At 55.2% G+C, this 21,772-nt stretch carries 20 protein-coding genes, 1 tRNA gene and 1 pseudogene; 10 read left to right on the top strand and 12 right to left on the bottom strand.

What is annotated here, in order from left to right:
• Positions 1-41 precede the first annotated feature (41 nt).
• The gene (locus ACR0AW_RS20965) at positions 42-1,061 is read right to left on the bottom strand and encodes a TRAP transporter substrate-binding protein (protein ID WP_170397704.1); all 1,020 of its coding nucleotides are present in this window, start codon (positions 1,059-1,061) and stop codon (positions 42-44) included.
• Between the two features lie 200 nt (positions 1,062-1,261).
• Here ACR0AW_RS20965 and paaG point away from each other — a divergent pair, with 200 nt between their 5' ends.
• The 5 genes from paaG to ACR0AW_RS20940 all read left to right on the top strand — a co-directional run bounded on the left by paaG (position 1,262) and on the right by ACR0AW_RS20940 (position 4,704).
• Entirely contained in the window at positions 1,262-2,047 is a 786-nt protein-coding gene (gene paaG, locus ACR0AW_RS20960) for a 2-(1,2-epoxy-1,2-dihydrophenyl)acetyl-CoA isomerase PaaG (protein ID WP_170734227.1), read from the top strand.
• Position 2,048: 1 nt separating this feature from the next.
• Positions 2,049-2,477 (top strand): hydroxyphenylacetyl-CoA thioesterase PaaI, encoded by a 429-nt coding sequence (paaI, locus tag ACR0AW_RS20955; RefSeq protein ID WP_170397710.1) that lies wholly within the window; start codon positions 2,049-2,051, stop codon positions 2,475-2,477.
• Between the two features lie 15 nt (positions 2,478-2,492).
• Positions 2,493-3,800 carry a phenylacetate--CoA ligase PaaK gene (gene paaK, locus ACR0AW_RS20950; RefSeq protein WP_170397713.1) on the top strand — a complete coding sequence of 436 codons (1,308 nt, stop codon included), beginning with the start codon at positions 2,493-2,495 and terminating at the stop codon, positions 3,798-3,800.
• Between the two features lie 22 nt (positions 3,801-3,822).
• On the top strand, positions 3,823-4,419 hold the full coding sequence (locus ACR0AW_RS20945) for a TetR/AcrR family transcriptional regulator (protein ID WP_170596872.1): 597 nt from the start codon (positions 3,823-3,825) through the stop codon (positions 4,417-4,419).
• A 69-nt stretch (positions 4,420-4,488) separates the two neighbouring features.
• Positions 4,489-4,704 (top strand): hypothetical protein, encoded by a 216-nt coding sequence (locus ACR0AW_RS20940; protein ID WP_170511540.1) that lies wholly within the window; start codon positions 4,489-4,491, stop codon positions 4,702-4,704.
• 3 nt (positions 4,705-4,707) lie between these two features.
• On the opposite strand, the gene ACR0AW_RS20935 is transcribed toward ACR0AW_RS20940, so the two are convergent.
• From ACR0AW_RS20935 to pcaF, 7 genes are read right to left on the bottom strand one after another with little or no spacing between them, the layout of a single operon-like run.
• On the bottom strand, positions 4,708-5,466 hold the full coding sequence (locus ACR0AW_RS20935) for a Phenylacetic acid catabolic protein (RefSeq protein WP_170734228.1): 759 nt from the start codon (positions 5,464-5,466) through the stop codon (positions 4,708-4,710).
• 12 nt (positions 5,467-5,478) lie between these two features.
• Positions 5,479-6,552, bottom strand: a complete 1,074-nt coding sequence (locus tag ACR0AW_RS20930) for a 2Fe-2S iron-sulfur cluster-binding protein (RefSeq protein WP_170734229.1) — start codon at positions 6,550-6,552, stop codon at positions 5,479-5,481.
• Positions 6,553-6,566: 14 nt separating this feature from the next.
• On the bottom strand, positions 6,567-7,025 hold the full coding sequence (gene paaD / locus ACR0AW_RS20925) for a 1,2-phenylacetyl-CoA epoxidase subunit PaaD (RefSeq protein WP_170734230.1): 459 nt from the start codon (positions 7,023-7,025) through the stop codon (positions 6,567-6,569).
• Positions 7,026-7,031: 6 nt separating this feature from the next.
• Positions 7,032-7,799 (bottom strand): 1,2-phenylacetyl-CoA epoxidase subunit PaaC, encoded by a 768-nt coding sequence (gene paaC / locus ACR0AW_RS20920; RefSeq protein ID WP_170734231.1) that lies wholly within the window; start codon positions 7,797-7,799, stop codon positions 7,032-7,034.
• Positions 7,799-8,083 carry a 1,2-phenylacetyl-CoA epoxidase subunit PaaB gene (gene paaB, locus ACR0AW_RS20915; protein ID WP_170404692.1) on the bottom strand — a complete coding sequence of 95 codons (285 nt, stop codon included), beginning with the start codon at positions 8,081-8,083 and terminating at the stop codon, positions 7,799-7,801. Before paaB ends, paaC begins: the two co-directional genes overlap by 1 nt.
• A 23-nt stretch (positions 8,084-8,106) precedes the next feature.
• A complete protein-coding gene (gene paaA, locus ACR0AW_RS20910) occupies positions 8,107-9,099 on the bottom strand; it encodes a 1,2-phenylacetyl-CoA epoxidase subunit PaaA (RefSeq protein ID WP_170734232.1) in 993 nt (330 codons plus the stop codon).
• A gap of 15 nt (positions 9,100-9,114) precedes the next feature.
• On the bottom strand, positions 9,115-10,317 hold the full coding sequence (gene pcaF / locus ACR0AW_RS20905; protein WP_170404698.1) for a 3-oxoadipyl-CoA thiolase: 1,203 nt from the start codon (positions 10,315-10,317) through the stop codon (positions 9,115-9,117).
• Positions 10,318-11,339: 1,022 nt separating this feature from the next.
• Between pcaF and ACR0AW_RS20900 the strand changes: the two genes are divergently transcribed.
• Positions 11,340-11,537, top strand: coding sequence for a hypothetical protein (locus ACR0AW_RS20900; protein WP_170734233.1), 198 nt, complete (start codon positions 11,340-11,342; stop codon positions 11,535-11,537).
• A gap of 445 nt (positions 11,538-11,982) precedes the next feature.
• Positions 11,983-12,996 carry a hypothetical protein gene (locus tag ACR0AW_RS20895; RefSeq protein WP_170734234.1) on the top strand — a complete coding sequence of 338 codons (1,014 nt, stop codon included), beginning with the start codon at positions 11,983-11,985 and terminating at the stop codon, positions 12,994-12,996.
• Between the two features lie 143 nt (positions 12,997-13,139).
• Here the strand turns inward: ACR0AW_RS20895 and ACR0AW_RS20890 are convergent.
• The 3 genes and pseudogenes from ACR0AW_RS20890 to ACR0AW_RS20880 form a co-directional block, all read right to left on the bottom strand.
• Positions 13,140-13,509: pseudogene (locus tag ACR0AW_RS20890) on the bottom strand (transposase); the annotation flags it as partial.
• Between the two features lie 404 nt (positions 13,510-13,913).
• Positions 13,914-14,888 carry a hypothetical protein gene (locus tag ACR0AW_RS20885; protein WP_170734236.1) on the bottom strand — a complete coding sequence of 325 codons (975 nt, stop codon included), beginning with the start codon at positions 14,886-14,888 and terminating at the stop codon, positions 13,914-13,916.
• Positions 14,889-15,021: 133 nt separating this feature from the next.
• The gene (locus ACR0AW_RS20880) at positions 15,022-18,150 is read right to left on the bottom strand and encodes an AAA family ATPase (protein ID WP_170734237.1); all 3,129 of its coding nucleotides are present in this window, start codon (positions 18,148-18,150) and stop codon (positions 15,022-15,024) included.
• Between the two features lie 116 nt (positions 18,151-18,266).
• Between ACR0AW_RS20880 and ACR0AW_RS20875 the strand changes: the two genes are divergently transcribed.
• The 3 genes from ACR0AW_RS20875 (at position 18,267) to ACR0AW_RS20865 (ending at position 21,241) form a co-directional block, all read left to right on the top strand.
• Complete coding sequence (locus tag ACR0AW_RS20875; protein WP_170734238.1) at positions 18,267-18,545, top strand: hypothetical protein; 279 nt, start codon at positions 18,267-18,269, stop codon at positions 18,543-18,545.
• 635 nt (positions 18,546-19,180) lie between these two features.
• Complete coding sequence (locus tag ACR0AW_RS20870) at positions 19,181-19,393, top strand: helix-turn-helix domain-containing protein (protein ID WP_170734239.1); 213 nt, start codon at positions 19,181-19,183, stop codon at positions 19,391-19,393.
• A gap of 168 nt (positions 19,394-19,561) precedes the next feature.
• Positions 19,562-21,241: a site-specific integrase gene (locus ACR0AW_RS20865; protein ID WP_170734240.1), complete on the top strand. Its 1,680-nt coding sequence runs from the start codon at positions 19,562-19,564 to the stop codon at positions 21,239-21,241.
• Positions 21,242-21,681: 440 nt separating this feature from the next.
• Here ACR0AW_RS20865 and ACR0AW_RS20860 read toward each other — a convergent pair.
• Positions 21,682-21,758 (bottom strand) — tRNA-Met (locus ACR0AW_RS20860).
• Positions 21,759-21,772 lie beyond the last annotated feature (14 nt).

Genomic DNA, 21,772 nt, shown 5'->3' with positions numbered 1-21,772 from the left:
AGGGTAAGTCAGGGCGGCGCAAGAGCCGCCCTGCAGTCGGATCAGTTCGAGGACATTTCCGATTTGATCATGTCATATGCGGCCTGTGCGTCGACTCCTGTTGCGTCAACCTCGGCGATGACCTTACCGCGGATGTCTTCGGCGATGGCCGAGAACTTCTCCATATCCGCATCTGTGGCAGCGTTGATGGCATTGCCTTCTGCCGCCTCGGTTGCCTCACGTCCAGTGGCGTCGATCTCATCCCAGATTTTACCGATCTCACGGCTCAGCGGTTCACCGAATACGTTTTCTTCCAGCGCCGTCTGCAGCTCGGGTGGCAGATCTGCGAAGGTGTCTTCGTTCATGATGAATGCAAACGAACCACGATAGAGGCCACCGGGCATCTCATAGACGTTCTGCGCAACCTCGGTCAGCTTGAAACCCTTGCGCGATTCCAGTGGCATGACCACGCCGTCGGCGGCTTTCGATGCCAGTGTTTCATAGACTTTCGGAGCGGGCACCTGAATGCCGGTCGCGCCAAGCGCCGCACCAACGTCTCCGCCAACGCCACCCGGGATACGTACTTTTAGGCCCGAAACCTCATCCAGAGTGGTTACTGGCGCGCTGGAATGCAGCTGCGCGGGTCCATGCGTGTGCAAGGCGATGACTTTGACACCACGATGCTCGTCAGCAGCTTTCAAGTACTTGTCGTAGGCGCGCCAGTAGGCAACCGAAGCGTCCTCGGCCGAGCCTTCGTAACCAGGCAGTTCGATCAGCTTGGTGGTGACGAAGCGTCCCGGTTGATAGCCGTGAAAGATAATCGAGGCATCGGCCGCGCCATCCATAATCAGGTCCATCTGCGCAGGCGGTGGAGCGATACCCAGCTTAAGCTCTGCGGTGACCTGCCCGTCAGTGGCCTCCTCTACCATTTCGACGAATTTGGGCCACATCTTTGCGTTGATGCCGTGGGTGGGTGGGGCCCAGCTGGAAATTGTCAGGGTGTAGTCAGCCGCAAAAGCAATGGTGCCGGACACCGCCAAGGTTGCAGACGCCAACAATGTGGTGAGCTTGGTGAATTTCATGACCGGGTCTCCTCCTCAAAATCGCAAGTCGTGAATGTGTTAATGGTACGTTTTGTAACTATCAACGACGAGAAATGCTGTTCCGCCCGCTGGCCAAAGTGCATTTCCGATCGCCGAGTCACAAACGGCTATAGAATTTATTGACCAACCGTTCGGTTTATGCAAGAAGTTTGTTGTAACTTATGAAAAGCGAACCGGGCATGTCCGACACGATTATTTCGCAGAATATGGGTCAATGGGTTGAAATTACACTCAATCGCCCTGATCGCCTGAACAGTTTCACGGATGAGATGCACTATGCCCTGCGCGCTGCACTTGAGGCCGCGCGTGACGGTGGTACCCGAGCGGTGCTGTTAACCGGCGCGGGGCGCGGGTTCTGCGCAGGGCAGGATTTGGGCGATCGAAACCCTGCCACGATGAAGGGTCCGCCGGATTTGGGCTATACGGTTCGCACCTTCTACGCGCCTTTGGTCCGCCTGATCAGGTCTTTGGAATTACCTGTTGTCTGCGCCGTCAATGGCGTTGCCGCCGGGGCGGGTGCGAATCTCGCCCTGGCTTGTGATGTGGTACTTGCCGCTGACTCTGCCAAGTTTATCCAATCATTTTCCAAAGTGGGCCTGATACCTGATACCGGCGGCAGTTGGCATCTGCCACGTTTGCTGGGTGAAGCCCGAGCCAAAGGGCTGGCCCTGACTGGGCAACCCCTGCCAGCAAAGCAGGCTGCGGATTGGGGGCTGATCTGGAAAGCAATTCCAGACGCTGAACTAATGACCGAGGCGCGCGCGCTAACGGAACAGTTCGCCAATGGTCCAACGCTGGGACTTGGCCTGACGAAACAGACGATACAGGCGGCTGCCACGAATACCCTGACCGATCATCTCGAGATTGAGGCGGACGCAATGAAAACCTGCGGCGAAAGCGTCGACTATGCCGAGGGCGTTACTGCGTTTCTGGAAAAGCGCGCGCCAGTATTTCGGGGAGAATGAGATGACGCCGAAGGAACGCGCACAGAAAGCCGCTGCTGCCATGTGGGGGCGGGACAATGCCTCGAAATGGGCAGGCATGGAACTGGTCGAGATGGATGAAGGCGCTGCGACGCTGGCGTTGCAGGTGGCTGACCATCACTGCAACGGGCACGGGATCTGCCATGGCGGCGTGACATTCATGTTGGCCGACAGTGCCTTTGCCTTTGCCTGCAATAGTCGCAACCAGTCCACGGTCGCCCAGCACAATGTGATCAGCTACGTCGCGCCCGCGCGATCCGGTGATCTGCTGACGGCCCGCGCAACGGAACTGAGCCTGACAGGGCGCAGCGGCATCTATGACGTATCCATAACCAACCAAGCCGGACAAAAGATCGCAGAATTTCGGGGCTTTTCCCGCGCGGTCAAAGGCCCGGTGTTTGACGAGACCTGAGATGAGGGGGATGGCATGAAGGATCTTACTCCGAACAAGGCGGATCTTGATCCGATCGAGATCGCCTCGATTGATGAAATCCGCAACCTACAGTTGGATCGGCTGAAATGGTCGCTGCGCCATGCTTATGACAACGTGCCTATGTACCGGCAGCGGTTTGATGAGGCCGGTGTGCATCCTGACGACCTTCAGTCCCTCAGTGATCTGGCACGGTTTCCGTTTACCTACAAAAACGATCTGAGGGAAAACTATCCCTTTGGTCTGTTTGCAGTCCCGCGTGAGCAGATCATTCGTGTTCATGCCTCGTCGGGAACCACGGGTAAGCCAACCGTCGTGGGGTATACGCAAGGCGACATAGACAACTGGGCGGATCTGGTGGCGCGGTCATTGCGTGCCAGCGGTTTGCGCCGGGGCGACATGGTGCACAACGCCTATGGCTATGGCCTGTTCACCGGCGGTCTGGGCGCGCATTATGGAATCGAACGTCTGGGGGCCACGGTCGTCCCGATGAGCGGTGGGCAGACCGGCAAGCAGGTCGACCTGATCACTGACTTCAAACCAGACGGGATTATGGTAACACCATCATATATGCTGAACATTCTTGAGCAGTATCACAAGATTGGACTCGATCCGCGCGAAAGTTCCTTGGCTGTCGGCGTCTTTGGCGCTGAACCATGGACGGATTCGATGCGCTCCGAGGTTGAACAAGCATTCGATATGCATGCCGTCGATATCTACGGCCTGTCCGAGATCATGGGACCGGGCGTCGCCAATGAGTGCGTCGAAACCAAAGACGGGCCCGTGATCTGGGAAGACCACTTCTACCCCGAAATCATCGACCCGCAGACCGGCGAGGTTATGCCTGATGGTGAGATTGGTGAACTGGTCTTTACCACGCTGACCAAAGAAGGTCTTCCGATGATCCGCTATCGCACCCGTGACCTGACGCGGCTTTTGCCCGGCACGGCGCGGTCGATGCGTCGGATGGAAAAGATCACGGGCCGCTCGGATGACATGATCATTCTGCGAGGTGTCAACGTCTTCCCCAGTCAGATCGAGGAGCAGGTTCTGGCAACCGGCGGTCTGGCGCCCTACTACCAGATCGAACTTTATAAAGCTGGCCGGATGGACGCGATGCGCGTGCATGTCGAAGCAACGCCAGATGCAGCCGATGAGCTGAGCAAAACCGCCGCTGCTCGGATGCTATCTCGCCGGATTAAAGAGGTGGTTGGCATCTCGACCGAGATCGATATAGGCGAGCCGGGCGAGGTCGAACGCTCACAGGGCAAGGCCCGGCGTGTGATTGACAATCGGGACAGTTAAGCGACAGACGGAGGGTCAGGATTTGGCGCGCACGATAGCAAAAGACCACGACCATAAACGAACTCGCATCCTAAAATGCGCCGCCCGCGTCTTCGCGCAGGAAGGATTTGATCGGGCGTCAATGTCTCAGCTGGCGCGGGAGTGCGGGATATCCAAAGCCAATATCTATCACTACTACGACAGCAAGGACGCCATTCTGTTCGACATTCTCGACAGTTACCTGCTGCAATTGCGTGACCAGGTTTGCGGCTTGGACCTTGATGGGATGGAACCCGCGGATCGCTTGAAACGGGTGGTGCGGGAAATCCTACTGGCCTATCAAGGCGTGGATGATGAGCATCGCGTGCAAACCAGCGGCATGTCCGCATTGCCCGAAGAGCAGCAGAATCTGCTGCGTAGCTATCAGAGGGATCTGGTGGTGTTCGTCAGTGACATCATCGCCAGCATCTCGCCTGCAACTTTCAAGGATGATGCGGCCAAGCTTCGGGCCACGACCATGTCCGTTTTCGGAATGTTGAACTGGTTCTACATGTGGAATGCCGGGGCGGATGCCGACGCGCGCAGCGATTACGCCGCGTTGGTAAGCAATCTGACATTATCAGGTGTTGATGGCCTTTGAACCCTTGTTGGCACAGAGTTGATTTGGCTCTTCGGTCAGGATGAGGTTCAATAAGGGCGGAGGTTACCCATGCAACGCCCTGATCGTTTCGATAAATTCTATTTCGCCAAAGTAGGTCTGGGCGAAGCCTGTGGCTGCGCCGAGCGGGTGATTGACGTTTTTGAGTTCAATCGGAAATGTGGTGCTAAAGCCCAGCAGTCATTGAAGAAAGATCGGCGAAAGCGTCGCACGCTTCGCGGATTGGCCGTGAAGTATGGGTTGTTGAGCCGTAAACGCCAACCTTGAAAGCTAAGGTACTTCAAGTCCCAGCTTTTCGACCTGTTCGGTCGCTTTTACTGTCCACTGATCTTTCATCTCAATCCCGGTTAATTGCCGCAGCCCCAGCTTGCGGAGCGTTTCGGTTTTCTCGGCTGTGCCCGCCCCAAAACTTGCCGCGACCCGGGGCCACCAATAGTCGACCGACGCTTGCATTTCTGCAGCCTTTCCCTGTTCGATCAGCTTGCCCGCACCCTCAAGCGCAAGCTCCCCATGGCGCGCCTCGATCGGGGAAATCTCGCGGAAGGCCTCGGCCAGAGGCTGATAGGATATCTGCGAAAACTGAGCCAGTTGGACGTCAACCGCCAGGCTCATCAGCAGGTTCATAACCACGGCATCTTCCCATCCTTCGATCGGATAGTTGAATACAGCAAGGCGCATGTCGTGTTCGGACCGCGTAGCCCCGATATCCGCATCACGATCCAGACGTGTGGTCCAGGGATGGTGATTTGCATAGCGGTCAGTGTTGGCTCCGAACTCGCCCATGATTTTCAGGACACGATCTGCGTTGTCGGACTTTTCCAGCACAATCTTGGCCGCCGCGATGCGTTCCTTGATGCCCGGGCCCAGATTTATGATGTTGGCAAAGCCCGCTGCGCCGGCCAGTTCGCTGTCCACGAAGGTCGCCATCAGTTTCATGAGCTCTGCACGATAGCGCGGAGGCACGTTGGTTGGATTACTCAGGACACCACCCGCTGCCAAATAGCTCTCGATTGTCATGTCTTCAGCCATCATTCCCTCCGTCTACTGATCGTAGTCCACGACAACGGTGTCGGTCATCGGATAGGCCTGACAGCTCAGGACGTATCCTTTCTCGACTTCGTAGTCTTCCAATGCGTGATTGGCGACCATCTCGACCTCGCCTTCAAGCACTCGGCAGCGGCAGGTTGAACAGACCCCGGCCTTACAGGCATAAGGCGCGTCCATCGCATTCTCCAACGCGGCATCGAGAATCGATTGATCCTTCGGCATGGTGATCGTTTGCGTTGCCCCGTCCATGGTGATTGATGTTTTGGTCTGGTTGTCCTGAGACGCCGTGTCCGCCCCGCTCACTTTGCGCTTGACCCGACCGGGTTGAGCGCTGGCGAAGAGTTCAAACTTGATCTGCCCGTCGTTCAGCCCATGCGCCCGCAGGGCTGAGGCAATGCCCAGCATCATCGGCTCGGGGCCGCAGATAAAAGCCGTGTCGACGTTCTGAATATCGATCCAGTGTTCAAAAAGTTCGGCACATTTGTCTTGCGTGACCAGACCTGTAAAAAGCTCGATTTCCTGCGCGTCTGTTTCCAGAATATGGATCACGTTCAGACGCCCCATATAGAGGTTCTTGAGGTCCTCAAGCTCCTCTCGGAACATGATCGTGTTCACGCCCTTGTTGGCATATACCAATGTGAACCGCGAATGTGGTTCTCGGGCAAGCGTCGTCTTCAGGATCGAGAGAACCGGCGTGATGCCCGACCCACCCGCAAAGCCCAGATAATGCTTTTCGGCGGAGGGAACGATTGCGGTGTAAAAGCTGCCCATCGGCGGCATCGCCTGCACCGTATCGCCCACCTTTAGATCGGAGTTGGCCCAGGTCGAGAATGCGCCGCCATCCACGCGCTTGATCCCCACCTGCAGAATGCCCTCATCCTTACCAGCGCAGATCGAATAGGACCGGCGCAGTTCTTCTCCGTCGAAATCGCGGCGGAAGGTCAGGTACTGGCCTTGGGTAAAGTCGAATTCATCGGCTGAACCGTTTACAGGTTTCAACGTCACGACCACCGCATCGCGGATGGTTTTGTGAACATCGGTAACTTCCAGATCATGAAAGCGTGCCATCCGGTGATCCTCCCTCAGATGCACTTGAAATAGTCAAAAGGTTCCAGGCAGTCGGTGCAGCGCCAATGGGCCTTGCAAGGGGTCGAGCCAAACTGGCTGACCTTTTCAACCGCCTTGCTACCGCAATGTGGGCAGCGTCCAGGTCCACCTGCAGGCTGCGGCGGGGCGATGCCGTAATCCTCGAGCCGAGCACGGCCCTTGTCGCTGAGCCAATCGGTGGTCCAAGCCGGTGCGATACTTGTCTCGATCCGCAGATCGTCGATTCCATGATCACGCAGTGCAGTTTCGATATCCATGCTGATGACCGAGGTCGCCGGGCAGCCTGAATAGGTCGGCGTGACGGTAACCGTCAGAGTGTCATCATCCCATCGCACATCGCGTACAATTCCCAGATCGACGACCGAGATCACCGGAATCTCAGGGTCTGGTACAGCGTCCAGCCATTCCCACACCTGATCCGTTGAAGCCCGCATTGATCCTTACCACTTCGCGCCGGGATAGGCGCGCTGCAACCACTGCATCTGTGTCAGAAGATGGCCCAGATGCTCGGTATGCATGCGACCGTCGCGCCCGCCCTTATGGGCAAAGCGGCTTTCGGGAATGGTTAGTGTCGCCTCGGACAGCACACGCTCGATCAGAGCGTCATATTCTGCGCGCAGATCTGCCGGGTTCGGGGCAATCCTCGCCGCAACCATTTCTGCATCAACATCGTCACTGGCAAACATCTCGCCGACATATGGCCAGAGATAGTCCAGCGCCTCTTGCATGCGGGCATGACTTTCCTCGGTCCCGTCGCCGAGGCCCACAACCGTATCGCCCGAACGTTCGAGGTGATAGCTAACTTCTTTGCTGGCCTTGGCGGCGATCGCCGCAACACGTTCGTCAGAGGATTTCATCAGATGCCCCAGCATGATCGAATGCCAAGCATCAAACAGGAACTGACGCATCAGCGTGCGGCCGAAGTCGCCGTTCGGCACTTCGACCAGCAGCACATTGCGGAAATCCCAGGCGTCGCGCAGAAAGGCCAGATCATCGGCGGATTTGCCGCCGTCGATCTCACCCGCAAGACCCAGCCACATCTGAGTCTGTCCGATCAGGTCCAGCGCGGTATTGGCCAGCGCGATGTCTTCCTCCAGCACAGGCGCATGGCCGCACCATTCGCTGACGCGATGGCCGAGGATCAGGGTATTGTCCCCCATCCGCAGCAGAAACTGCAGCAAAGCGTCATTGGAAACCGGAACACTCATTACATCGCCCCCACTTCTTCGGGAATATCGAAGAAGGTTGGATGGCGGTACACTTTACTTTCGCTGGGCTCGTACAGCGGACCTTTGTCGCTGGGCGATGAGGCCGAGATGTTGTTGGCCTCAACCACCCAGATCGAAACGCCTTCGTTGCGGCGCGTATAGACATCGCGCGCGTTCTTGATCGCCATTTCCGCGTCCGGGGCGTGTAACGATCCAACATGGCGGTGGCTCATGCCATGTTGTCCGCGGATGAAAATTTCCCACAGGGGCCATTCGTTGTTCATTTGGTATCCTCCTCAGGGCAGTCTTATTCTGCAGCCAGATTTGCGGCGCGTTTCTTGCGGGCATGAGCCAGCAGCCCGTCGCGAACCCATTTACCGTCGTCCCACGCCTTGTTACGCGCGGCCAGCCGGTCGACATTGCAGGGGCCGTTGCCCTTGATCACATCGAAAAACTCGGACCAGTCCGGGTCGGTGTAATCATAATGGCCCCGTTCTTCGTTCCATTTCAGGTCCGGGTCAGGGATACTCAGACCCAGATATTCGGCCTGAGGCACGGTCTGATCCACGAATTTCTGGCGCAGCTCGTCATTGGCGTTGATCTTGATCTTCCACGCCATGGATTGCGCCGAATGCACGCTTTCCTTGTCCGACGGCCCGAACATCATCAGCGACGGGTACCACAGTCGATTTATTGCATCCTGCGCCATCTTACGCTGTTCTGGCGTACCCTCTGCCATCTTGCGGATCGCATCATAGCCCTGGCGCTGGTGAAAGCTCTCTTCTTTGCAGATGCGGATCATTGCGCGCGAGTATGGTCCGAAGGATGTCCGCTGCAGCGGAACCTGGTTCATGATCGCAGCGCCATCGACCAGCCATCCGACCGCGCCTATATCGGCCCAGTTCAGTGTCGGGTAGTTGAAGATCGACGAATACTTCATGCGCCCGTCCAGCAGCATCTCGGTGATCTCATCCCGGCTGACACCCAGCGTTTCTGCCGCGCAATAAAGATACAGCCCATGCCCGGCCTCATCCTGCACCTTGGCCAGCAGGATCGCCTTGCGCTCCAGCGTTGGCGCTCGGGTGATCCAGTTTCCTTCGGGCAGCTGGCCTACGATTTCAGAATGTGCGTGCTGGCCAATTTGACGGATCAGTGTCGCGCGATAGTCGTCGGGCATCCAATCCTTGGGCTCGATCTTGATATCGGCATCGATCTTGTCCTGAAACGCGCGCTCCTGCTCGGTCATCTCCTCGCGGGATTTCACGCCGGATCCGGCTGTTTTAATCATCTGAGCGTACATGTGAGGTCTCCTCCCTTACACACGTTCAAGAATAAGTGCGGCACCCTGCCCTACCCCGACACACATGGTACAGAGCGCGTAGCGGCCTCCGGTGCGGCGCAGTTGATAGGCAGCAGTCATCACTAGCCGCGCACCGCTCATTCCAAGCGGGTGGCCAATGGCGATTGCCCCGCCATTTGGGTTCACATGCGGCGCATCATCAGGCACCCCGAGTTCGCGCAGCGTGGCTAGGCCCTGCGAGGCAAACGCCTCGTTTAATTCTATCACATCCATCTGATCGATGCTGAGCCCAGCCCGTGCAAGCACCTTACGGCTGGCTGGAACCGGGCCGATGCCCATCACGCGCGGCTCCACTCCAGCAACGGACATGCCAACCACACGGGCAATCGGGGTCAGATCGTTCTTTGCCGCAGCAGATTCATTCGCCATCAGGATCGCTGCCGCGCCGTCGTTAACACCCGAGGCGTTTCCAGCGGTCACAGTCTTGTCCACCCCGTTGATGCCCTTTAGGCCAGACAGTTTCTCTGCTGTAGTCCCCGGTCGCGGATGCTCGTCCGTGTCGACCACCACCGGGTCACCTTTGCGCTGTGGGATTGTGACCGGGGTGATCTCCTCCTGAAACACCCCGGTCTGGTGCGCCGCGGCCCAGCGGGCCTGGCTGCGTTCGGCAAACGCGTCCTGATCGGAGCGACTGATACCATAAGCTTCCGCTACGTTATCCGCTGTTTCGGGCATCGAGTCGATACCAAATTCCTTTTCCATTTTCGGGTTCACAAAGCGCCAGCCGATCGTGGTGTCGTAAACGGCATTGGCGCGAGTAAAGGCGGATGTTGCCTTGGGCATCACAAATGGCGCACGCGACATGCTTTCGACCCCACCCGCGATCGCCATGTCATAATCCCCAGCCTTGATGGCGCGCGCAGCCATGCCCACCGCATCCATGCCAGACGCGCAGAGCCGATTGATTGTCGTTCCCGGTACATCCACCGGCAGCCCTGCCAGCAATGCCGCCATCCGCGCCACATTGCGGTTGCTTTCACCGGCTTGGTTCGCATCGCCATAAATCACGTCGTCCAGACTGGACCAATCCACCTGTGGGTTACGCGCGACAAGCGAAGCGATTGGCAGGGCGGCAAGATCATCTGTGCGCACCTGGCTTAGTCCACCACCATATCGTCCGATCGGGGTGCGCTGGGCGTCGCAGATAAAGGCGTCCATAGGTCGATTACTCCGAATTTGAATTCACATCATTAAGTGACCGGTAGGTCGGTTAATAAGCCTCTCATCGATTCGCAGCAAGCTTTATGTTACTTCATCTACGTTTTCTTGTTTTTTCCGTAACGCTTTGGCTTGCTGCGAGTAACTTGGTCGTGTGAAACGTAGTCTTTGCCGGCTTACCATCTGCGCCGATGCCGTCTCAGACCTTTGACAAGGGTTCCTTCAACACAAAATTTGACAAATCGAAAACGTACTTAGACCGCTTCGAATAGGCAGTTTGAAATGTTGCCATTCTGAGATTGGAGTTCCGGTAAACGTTTGTATCTGAGGCAGACATCGCACCAGATTGTCTGGTTTTGACCTATAGCGTTTAATGAATGATACTTAACAACTTTCGTCGCAAAAGCCGCCTTCAGTCATCGACAATCATCAAGTTAACTTTGAAAAGAAGCGTTGAATGCTCAATGCACAGAAGCCGAGACGACATCCATCATTCGCAGCTGTCTATCGGAGATCAAGTTGATCCCGTTAGAACGGAAGTATGCGATTAAACTTGTCGAGGAACTGTCGGTGTATTTGCGTTGGTTGAGATTCAAAACGAACAAAGCCGCCCTGCGGCGGTCTGTTCGGGGCTTTGTTCGACACAATTGCTTGCGGGAGGACGCAACCACCGATGCCGAACGCAACTGAAATGCCAGGTATAGGCGGTGATTACAACGGATCGTCGCAACACGTGCGTTGAACCGTTTTGCTGGCGTTTGCTTTTTTTTGCATTTCAGCATTCGAAGTGCGAGCACAAAACAATGACACGGAAGTTAACAACCTATTCGTAGAGGCGGTAGAGCTTTACCGGCAGTCAAAAAAAGTGTCTGGAAACGCCAAGTTAGAGGCATACAAAAAAGTCCGGAGTCTCTTCGAGAAGATTCTGAGCGACTGTACTGAATTAAAGCCTGCAAGAGGGGCGGCCCGGGAGGGTCACCATTGCCAGCCTTCCCAACTCCAGACCGAAAGGATGGAACGATTTGAAACGCGAAATTGATCGGGTTTTCAGGTCAGATACGATAACGGCACGGGGGCGAATGAAACCGCAGCGGACGCTGCATTTTGCGCGCATCTTGCGTGGCGGCTATGATGCCGCTGAACCCAATCAATTCTTAGAGCAAAGAGGCTGGACGCTTTTATATGCTTACAAAGCGATCGTGCTCTTGTCGGCGATGTGACCGCTTCTATCACTTGACGAAGCACACTATGGGCCTAGCTATGCGCATTTGTTTGGCACACGAGACCAAGCAATTTGGAAAGCTCAACACACCACGCATGGTCTAGCCCAAAATCATAGTTCTCGGCCTAACGGCACGAGACGAGGCTGAGATTCGCGCTATTGCCGAATAAATGACCGTTATTTTTATATCTGATGCTGTGTTTGGCAGTTTACTTGGTTTAGTTGCTAAGAATGAAGCTTCCGGCGAAAACAAAATGCCCAAGCGGCAACTGTACGTCGCACTGCTACAAATCCAGTGCAGCGAATGCTGAATTGTGCTAACCTTACACCGCTACAGCGGTTTGCTCATTGCGTGAACGTTTTGCCGTCCAATCGCACTTAGCTGATTGCTGTTGTTTTTAAGTCTTTGCTTTTTTGTCGTTAAGTTTTCCAGGGAGAGTTTTATGATCAGTAGTCTTTGCACGGCCTTTTTTAGCAAGGCTCGTTACGGAACTCCGATGTGTTTATTGGTTTCATTGTCCATTGCGACGGATGTTCGCGGTCAGGACAACGAAATCGTGACGGTGCCAAGTGTTTTCTACAGCTATCTGTCCGAGGAGAAAGATTCTGAAGGTAACCACATAAAGAAGTTTTTTGACCTAAAAGAGCTTTCCGACCAAATAAGCGAGTTGGGCCTAAGCTCCGAGTCCGCACTTGCGATAAATGCTTCGGAGGAGGATGGTTATAGATCATTGAACGAAGATGCTTTTATCAATGCTCTGAGACAAAGTGATAACCCTGGGTTGGAAGCCCTTGGTGACTCACTCGGGTATTTTGAAGATGAAGAACTGAACGGTGGTGGAGTGCAAGCCGCGGCAGCGATAGAAATGCTAACAGTTTCTGACATCGGCGCAGAAAAGTGTAAGGCGCTTCCGCCTGCCCCACCAGATCTGGGCAATCCAAATAACAAATGGGAAATCTACAAAACGGCTATTTTGGGTCGCAGTTCCATGACTGCCGTCCAGTACGCTTTTGATCAAGACGCGAACGAGGGTCTTGGTCGTGGCCAATTCGACATAAGAACCACCAAGTTTGTCCTATGTCGTAATCTACTTACGAACGACATAGAGGGCATCCCAATTAATGTGCGGTGGGTATTCAATGTGAATGGCCAAAGCCTGAAAGTCGAAGAATCAGGCGGCTTTTCAAACCCGCCGCCCAATGGTGGTTCGTATCAGCAGCGGTTTATTGCAAGAGGAACGGGAATTCAGCTTGTACTTATGCAAATTGACGGCACGGCGCTGCCGCCCAACAACCCTGCATACCTGATTGTAGGGAATGCCTGTATCGACATTTGGTTCGTGGATAAGGTTAATGGTTTTGACATTTCCGTGCCGGCGTCGCTGCCAAACGCAGGTGTGTTTTGTGCGGGCGGCTATTGCAAGGGCGTTCCACCGGGTTTGGATGCGACGCGATAGGTCAATTCTTCTCGCACGCCAAAATTGAGGCATCGATAAAACCGAGATGCGCTCATGTGAGCGCAGCGAATGGCACTTTGGACTTTGTGACCTGCGGTGGTGATCGCGACTTACGCCGTTAATCAAGAGAACTGGCGACTAGTTCATGTTGACAAATGGCGAAGCCAAAGTCGGTTGGACTCTATGTCTATGATATCCCAGGAAGCTTTCTGCGGCCTTGTGGTAGCGGATCGCGACACGTCGAGCGTTCTTGAGCCTGTTAAAGCAGCGCTCGACCCGTTTTCGCGGACGGCAGAGTGAACGGTCGACACCAACGCGCATCTTTGTGTTTTTCCGTACCGATATCTGGGTCATCACAACTCGATTATTCATCTGTCTACGTGTTTTGTCAGCATCATAGCCGCGATCTGCTATCAACACGCGCGGCTAAGGCAGATTGTCTACCTTTACCAAATCGAAACCACGATAATCAGATGTCCAACCCGGTGTGATATCGGTCCTCATATGCAAGCCAGTGTGCGTTTGCGAGCAGGTGGGTCACACGCCCATTCTGAAAGAGAACATGCGAGCAGGTCTGGACCTTCCTACTCGCGTTCTTTCGTTCGATCAGAATGATCGCCTGCGGATCTGCTACACCGGCTCCCAGTTTCTTGAAGTCCGGCATGGGTTCACAGACGCCTCTGCGTTGCGTGCATTTCAGAGCCAGATGAAGGACGACCAAGCGAGAAAAGCCCCGCACAGGACCCTTCACGTGCGTAGTTATATCCAGCTTTCTACGGGACATCGCTGGTGGAGCCTTCGACATGGAAGTTCATGCCGGCTCGCCTAAAAGGGCAAATGCAACGTTCGCGAAGTAGAAAAAACGGCGCCGGCTGAAACACGCAACGCGCGACAGGGTCGCCAAACTCACCGCTCTGTCAGCGCGTGTTCACGATGGGCGGTTTTGAACAACGACCGAGGCAATAGTGGACACCGGCCGCGGCGTTGGGTTTTAGTGTCATTGGTACGCCCGTTTCCTCCGGGAACATCATGTCAATACAGGCGGTCCCGTTATCCGCAAAGATCAGGGGGATACGATTCAGACTTCCGGGTGGAACTGTGCTTTGATCGAATTTTTTCCATTTTGCGCGGCCCTTGCCAAGCTCCCAATTCGCTTCCCAATAGTTGACGATTTTGATGTCCTGTTTCGCGGCATAAAGCTTGTATTCGAACGGCTCCGCCATGGCAGCGCTGACCTTCAGTTCTGTCGCATCAAAGGCTTTGTGAAATACACCTTTTATCGCGTCTTCTATAGTTTTTTTGTCGACCCTGGCGTTCCCGGCCTCGACGTGGAAGTACTGGTAACGAACTGCTGGCGTCAGCCTTCCAGCACGCGAGACTGCGGTTCGCATCAGGACACAGAGACGAAGGTCGCCGCTTGATTTTGCATACGGACCATCTGCGCCACCAGAATAATAATACCCGGCGAGCCTAGAGTCGTGCAGACATTTGTCCAATATCTGCCCCTTGACCGAAACTGTCCTTGTGCCGAACAGGTTCCTGTTGTTCGCAACCCTTACAACCGGCTCGGTTGCGACCCCGGAAAATCCGCCGTAGTCACGGACAACCGACGCACGGTTAATGGCAGGACAAAACTCCTGCTGGGGATCGCAAGGGGGCTCACTGAGCTGCGACAGGAGCCTTTTGAAATCCGCTTCCGTGAACTCTTTCACTGGCTTGGGCGGGTCTTCCAGATTCTTGTTAGGAGATACTCCGCCCGCGACCACCTTCTGGTCGGGCAGGTTGATCGTGTTGAATGATGATCCCTTCTCGTCTTCCACTACATAGGAACAACCGGAAAAAAGAGCGACAATGCAAGTTAACAGCAACATACTTAAACTGGGTCTTTTCATAATTTACTCCGACAACAAAATTCGAGTAATGCCAGAACCGTAGCACGTTCGGTTTAAAAAATCTAAGAATTCCACCGGTTTGCGGGAAAATGTGGACTGTGAACGGGATTTCGGGTTGCAGGGTGCAGCGTGGTCAAACGGCGGGATGGGCCTTAATCTTCTTTTCGATTGTATCGGTCAGCCGTTCATGGAACCTGATGGAGGAGACCGCAAGAATCTCACGGGCTTTGGACATTTCCACGGCGGCTTCTTCCGGATCGCCCTGATGGAGCAAGGCATCCGCAAGCAGGCTGTGCGAGAAGGCAACGATCTGACCCGATCCTGTCTCCACATATTTTTCAAGCCCGTCCCGTAGGGTCTTGACACTCGTTGCTTCGCCACATCTGGTCTCGGCCCATCCCACAAGTACGGCGGACCAGTGTTCCCAATACTTGAATTTCTTTCTTTTGCTGGTTTCGTACGCTTCCTTGGCAAATTCTAGACAGGGTGCGGGCTCACCGTAGGTACAGTAAATGGACGCGATAATGCTCAACGCGTAGCAGCGGGAGAATTCGCTGCGTTCGGCGCGGGTTTTGGCTATCGCCTGCTCCAGTTCCGAGCGCACCTTGTCATCTTCAGGGTCCTGCAGAGTGCGTGCCCAGCAGCGCATCACCATATCGACAATTTCCGTATCCGCTGGATAGAATCGGTTGATTTCGCTCAAGTCGCACTGGGCGCGATGTTCAAGTGCACGGTCCAGATGAGAAATCGCCTGGTCGAATTCGCCCCTAAGCAGCGAAGCCAAGCCGCTATTGTGTTCGCTTAAGGTGTGCAAAGCGGCATTGGGGTCATCGGCCAGCATGTCAGTCATTTGTTCGCAATACGGCCAGGCCGCATCGGGGCGGCCACCGATCAAGTGTTCACCTATGAGCTGGTGGAGGTTGGTAAAAGCCACTTCGTGATCGCCACTTTTCTCGTTAAGCGCGATCAGCTTTTCCAGATTTCTTGTGATGTCGGGCGAGCCCCAGCTGCGCATTTCAAGGGCGACGGCGAGAGACTGGCGCAATTTGATCTCGATCTGGTCGGACGTTTCGTGGTGCTCAAGCCTGTCGTGCGCCTCGATCGCGGCGCTCATCTGGGCAATTGCTTCGTTGCTGGCATAGTTGCGCAGGCTCAGCTTGGCAGCTTCGTGCCACCGATCCCGCGCTGCGTCGAATTGTTCCGCCTTTTTGTAGTGCAGCGCCAGAATTTCGGGCTGACGTGCGCAAAGGTTCGCAAAACGCGCTACCATGGTTTCGGCAATGCGGAGGTGCAGACTCCTTGCCTGTTGTGGTAAGATCGCCTCGTAGGCGACATCGCTGATCAGGGCATGGCGGAAAGAAAAACTGCTTTCGCCTCCTTCAAATTTCTCCACCATGGTCTGTGCGCGTGCGAGGTTTTGAAGCTCTGACAGGATTTCATCGACCGGTCGCCCAGCAACGGCGGCGACGAGATCACTCGTAAAGCCCTGTCCCAGAGCGGCACAAATTGAAATCGTGTCCGGTGCGACGCTCAGATGGTCGAGCCGGACCCGGAGCAGGTCCTTCAAGTTCGACGGGAATAGTGTTTCTTGTTTCAAATGGCCGTCCGGCCGGATTGAACCCGCGGAGCGGGCCAGCATACTCACCATTTCCTCAACAAAGAGCGGTACGCCTTCCGAGCGGGTGATGATGGTTTCCATAAGCCCGTTCAGTGCCATTCCGTCGCTCATCAGTGCTTCGAGTAGCTGCGCTGTTTCGCGCGTGCCCAAACTGGGCAACGACAATGTGGTGACCTTGGGCAGGTTCGACCACCTTGGTGTGTATTCAGGGCGGTAGGTGCCCAGTACCATAACCCGCAGATTGCCGATTCGCTCCAGCAGGTTGTTGAGCAACTCTTCGGAAGAGGGATCGATCCATTGCAGGTCTTCGAAGAGGATAAAGACAGGTTTTTTGAGCGAGGCGCGTTCGACGTAGTTTTGCAGGATCTCAAAAGTGCGCGTTTTAATCTCTTCGGGCGCCACAGGCGGGCGTTGCTCCGGCGCACCGAAAGAAAGCAGGTTGGAAAACAGTGAGGTCACTTCGTCTGAGGCGTTGCCGCGCTCTTCCAGAAACGTTTTCAGTTTGGATTCACGCTCTTTGAGAGTGTCGTTTTCCTTAAGGCCGACAGCATTGATGATATGTGACTTTATTGGAAAGAACGAGCTGTTTTCATGGTAGGGTGAGCACTGGAAGCTGAGCCTCTGGCCCATGGGGAGAACGAGCGTTTGCTGTATTTCCTCTGCTAGACGCGACTTTCCGAGCCCCGCCTCGCCAGAGAGAAATATTGCCTGTCCTTCGCCACGGCAGGCGGCGTTCCAGCGTCTGCGCAGCAAGTTGAATTCGCCTTCACGTCCAATCAGGGGGGTTAGCGCGCCGTGTATCCGCTTCTCGAAGCGTAGCTCTGTCTTTCGAGATTCTTTGACCAGCCAAACACTTACAGGGCTCGGAAATCCTTTCAGTTGGTGTTTGCCGATCGAAGTGCAGCGGAAGTTGTACCCCAAAAGCCGCCGCGTTCGCCCAGATATGGCAATTTGCCCAGGATCGGCCAGCGCCTGAAGGCGGGCGGCGAGGTTGGGGATATCCCCCAGCACGAAACTGTCGACCTGTTGTGTGCCGTGCATAATATCTTCGAGCAGAACATCGCCGGTCGCTATGCCAATGCGCACGGACAGTTTTTCTAGCGGGGGAACAGGGATCACGCTCACTTTTTCGATGATTGCAAGTGCCGTGAGCACTGCGCGCTCTGCATCATCTTCGTTGGCTACCGGGTGACCGAAGTAGGCAACCACCCCGTCACCGACGAATTGAGCGACATAGCCGAAATTCTCTTTGATCGCTTCGGCACAGAGGTTCTGAAAGGCCTTGAGCGAGTCTCGATACTGCTCGATCCCCAGTTCCTGCACGAGCCCTGTCGAGTTGACCAAATCAACGAACATGATCGTCATCTGACGCAACTCGCCGATGGACCTTCGCGGCCGTTCTGTCGCGATTTCGAAGGCGGAGGCGGATTCCTGAAAACCGGCAACGTCGGGGTCTTCCCTCTCCTCCGGCAGCGCCCTCATCGCTTTGAGAAGTCGTTTGCTATCGCCAAGCGCGATGCCAAGGCTTGCGAAATCCTGCTCAGAAAGCTCTCCGATGACGTCTAAATCAATGGAATTGGCTTCCATCACGTCGAGGTATTTTTCCAACTTCAGAGATTCGAGCCATGACTTTAATGTAAGCATCGGCAACGGGCCCTTCACTTCTCTACGGTTCTGGCAGGCCGGTTAACGCGAAGCCAATCCCGGATTAATGAAGCCAACAAGAACTCGCGCCAAATGTCAAAGGATGTGCGCTGTTTGTGCCGGAAGCACAACTACTACTTGAAGGCGCAGTTGCCGAACGGGTTAGACGTCGGTCGAAAGAAGACGCGATCCGGGATTTGAAGATCAACGAACACGACATGGTAAAAGAAGTCCGCGAACGCGTGAGCCATGGCTACCGTATCCAGCACAGTCGCGGTCTTGGAACACGGTGCGGATTCAGCAAGATCTTCATGTTCAAACGCAATCCCGATCAAACGATAGGAGAGAAGATCACCGTAATGCTGTCCGGTGCGGTCAAGCGGGGCTGGGACTGAACCTGTTGTCAGTTGCGCAGAAGAGATCGGGGCCGGGTTGACACATATCGGCGTTAACCGACCGGAGTGGCCTCGTCGCTTGTCAGAGAGAGGAGGTATCCAGGCACTCACCCGGCACCCTTGCGCTTGAGACTATCACGTCCGGATAACCACCCAAAGTCAAAACAGACAAAATTTAAATAACTTCATTGAGTTAAACATGTAGAAGTCGGGCCTGATCTCAGTAGTGGTAACCGTGAGGTAACCACGCCGTGCTGCCCTTGACAGGCAAGCGACGGCTCATAGGTTAAGAGTACTATCAATCCACCAGCCGTGATGGCTGGGCCGCAATCATTGGGAGAAAATAGGACGACTCATCGTCCTTGACACACTCGATAGCAATGATCCTGATCTCGTTTGAGGTCAGCGTTTTGTCGCTTGGAGTGTACTCCTAAGCCAGAACATCGCGATCATTGCTTCGAACGGTTCCTTTAAAAGGAACGTATCGATGACGTGTTCGTCTTCTGCTCCCACGAGCAACCTGCCCAAACTTGATATCCCCGAACTTTTGATCAGCCTTGTGCGCCTGTTGGCACGCGAAGCGGCGCGGACTGACTTTGCAACCAGTTGCAACGGCAAAGACCCGGAGGTTGATCATGGTTGATCTGCCAATTTCGGAGGAGTCCGCCTATCTCAGCGTGCGCGATGTCGCCGCGCTGTTTCGCATTAGCACCAAGACCGTTCGCCGCTGGATCAAATCCGGTGATCTACCTGCAACCCGGCTGGGCCGCGATTGGCGCATCGCGCGCTGTGATTTGCATGCCCTTGCCAAGCAACGCGGCAATCTGGCAGCGGCCCATGTTCTCTAAAGCCCTCACAAATCTCGGCTTTTCCGGCGTTCGGGAAAACGGGGTCATGGATTTTGGCTACAAATTCACACCTTTGTTTTCCCGAATGTCTGCAAGAGGGCCGCCGTGGGTCTGCCTGTCCTCGTTTGTCCCCTTTTGTCCCCAATTTCAAAACCGAAGTGGTTTATCATGACACATCACCAAGAGATCCAACCGCCAACAACGTTGGCCGAGGTTCTGGACGTTCTGAAGTCCAATCCTGACCCTAACAAAAAACGTCAACGCTCCAAACTGTCCGCGATTTCGCGCATCAGTACATACCTGAACCGTCCTCCGTCAGATATCCCGACGAACATTCCGCAACTGCGCAAATTTCTGGCATCGCTGCATCCCGCCGCCTGCGGGGTGAAGCCCAACACCCTCAGCACTACCAAAAGCGATCTGGCCAGTGCCCTGCGAGCGGTCGGGGTGTTGCAGGATTTTGAAGCCAAATCTGAACTGACCCCGGAGTGGGGCGCGTTTTTGACGACTGTGCAATCCACCCATCAGGTTTGGGGCTTGATGCGGTTTGCACGCTATTGCAGTGCCCGGTCGATCTCGCCCAAGGACATTGGTGGCGAAGTGGTTCAGGCGTTTCTGACGGTCCTCGACGCTGTGCTGCTGAAGAATGAACCGGCCAAGTACATTCAGTCCATGATCGATACATGGAACCGCGTGATTGACAAACACGGTCTCGATCTTCCCCGGCTGGACCGCTTGTCGTCGGACTGCTATGTGACCCGCCCGCTGACGGACTACCCGGAAAGCCTGCAAGCAGAGATCAAAGCCTATATCGACCGCTTGGCGCAACGCAATTTGTTCAGCGATGACGGGCCTGACAAACCGTTGAGTGAGACCAGCCTGCGCAATACCGAAGCCCGTCTGCGGCAGATGTTGGACGCGCTGGTAACCTCGGGGCAACGCCCGGAAAAGTTTACCAGCCTTTCTGTGGTGGTTACGGCGAACAATCTCAAAACAGCCTTCCGGACGATCATAGACCGGCGTGGGAGCGACGGTCTGCCGACCGGGCTGAGCAATGTTGCAGCAACGTGTATCGCCATTGCACGGCACCACCTAAACGCACCCGAAGACGCCATCAAGGCGCTCAAAGACATTCACAAGAAAGTCGCAGCGACCGCTCGTGGTATGAGCAACAAGAATGCGGAACGCCTTGCGCAGTTCAATGATTGGGAGAACGTGGCCTTGTTGTTGAGCCTGCCGGACACGCTGATGGCACGGGCGGATGACAATCCGACTCGTCGCGACAGCGCATTGGCGGCGATGCATGCGGCGGCACTGACGATCCTCCTGAGCTGTCCCATACGCGTTAAAAATCTCGCGAACCTTGATTTGGACAAGCATTTGATCCCTGCCCGCTCGGGGACGCACACCTATTATTCCATCCGCATCGAAGGGATCGAGGTAAAGAATGGGGAGCCTATTGAGGTCAAACTGAACACCCGCAGTTCCAAACTTCTGCACCGCTATATCATGCAATTCCGTCCGCAGGTGTCGCAAGCGGGTGGGCACGCTCTGTTCCCCCGCAGCAGTGACGGAAAGCCCCGGTCGCCCGCAAACTTTGGCGGTGATCTGACCCGTCGTATCTTTCGTGAGACCGGGTTGAAGGTTCACCCACATCTGTTCCGCCACATCGCGGCCAAGCTCTATCTAGAAGAACGCCCCGGCGACTTCGAGACCGTCCGCCGCCTGCTCAAGCACAAGCGGCTCCAAACGACGATGGATTTCTACGCATCGCTCGGCAACCAATGGGCACACGACCACTATGATGAGGTGGTTCTTTCGAAGTTCCGGGGGACGTCCGATGACTAACCCGATTCCTCTTGTTCTTCTTTATCAAAATTGGCCCCAGGCGGATAAAACCGCCTGGGAGGCCATGTTCGTAGAAGGTGACATCTTTGACGGTACAGGCCCCTGAGCGAGCTGGTCCGAAGGCAGCCGCACCAAACGACGCCAGAGCTACGGATACTGGCTGTCATGGATAAAGCGTCATCAGCCTTCCCTTTTGGATCGATCCCCGGCAGATCGCATTACCAAAGATGCCGTGCGGAGATATCTGGAAGATCCCTCTTCCCAGGCTGAAGCGACATCTATCATTCGCGGTCTGCTGAATGAGATACGATTGGTCCCGGAAAAAGGGGAATATACGATTGAACTTGTTGGGGAACTGGCGGGTTTGCTTGCGTTGGGTGTGTCCCAGAATGAACAAAGCCGCCCTGAGGCGGCTTGTTCGGTAGTTTGTTCGACCCAAGTGGTTGCGGGAGCAGGATTTGAACCTGCGACCTTCAGGTTATGAGCCTGACGAGCTACCGGGCTGCTCCATCCCGCGACACTTTAAGTGAC

Source organism: Ruegeria sp. C5 (genome assembly GCF_056537605.1).
The sequence above is the reverse complement of the archived record's forward strand: the minus strand, read 5'-3'. Positions and strand labels throughout refer to the sequence as shown.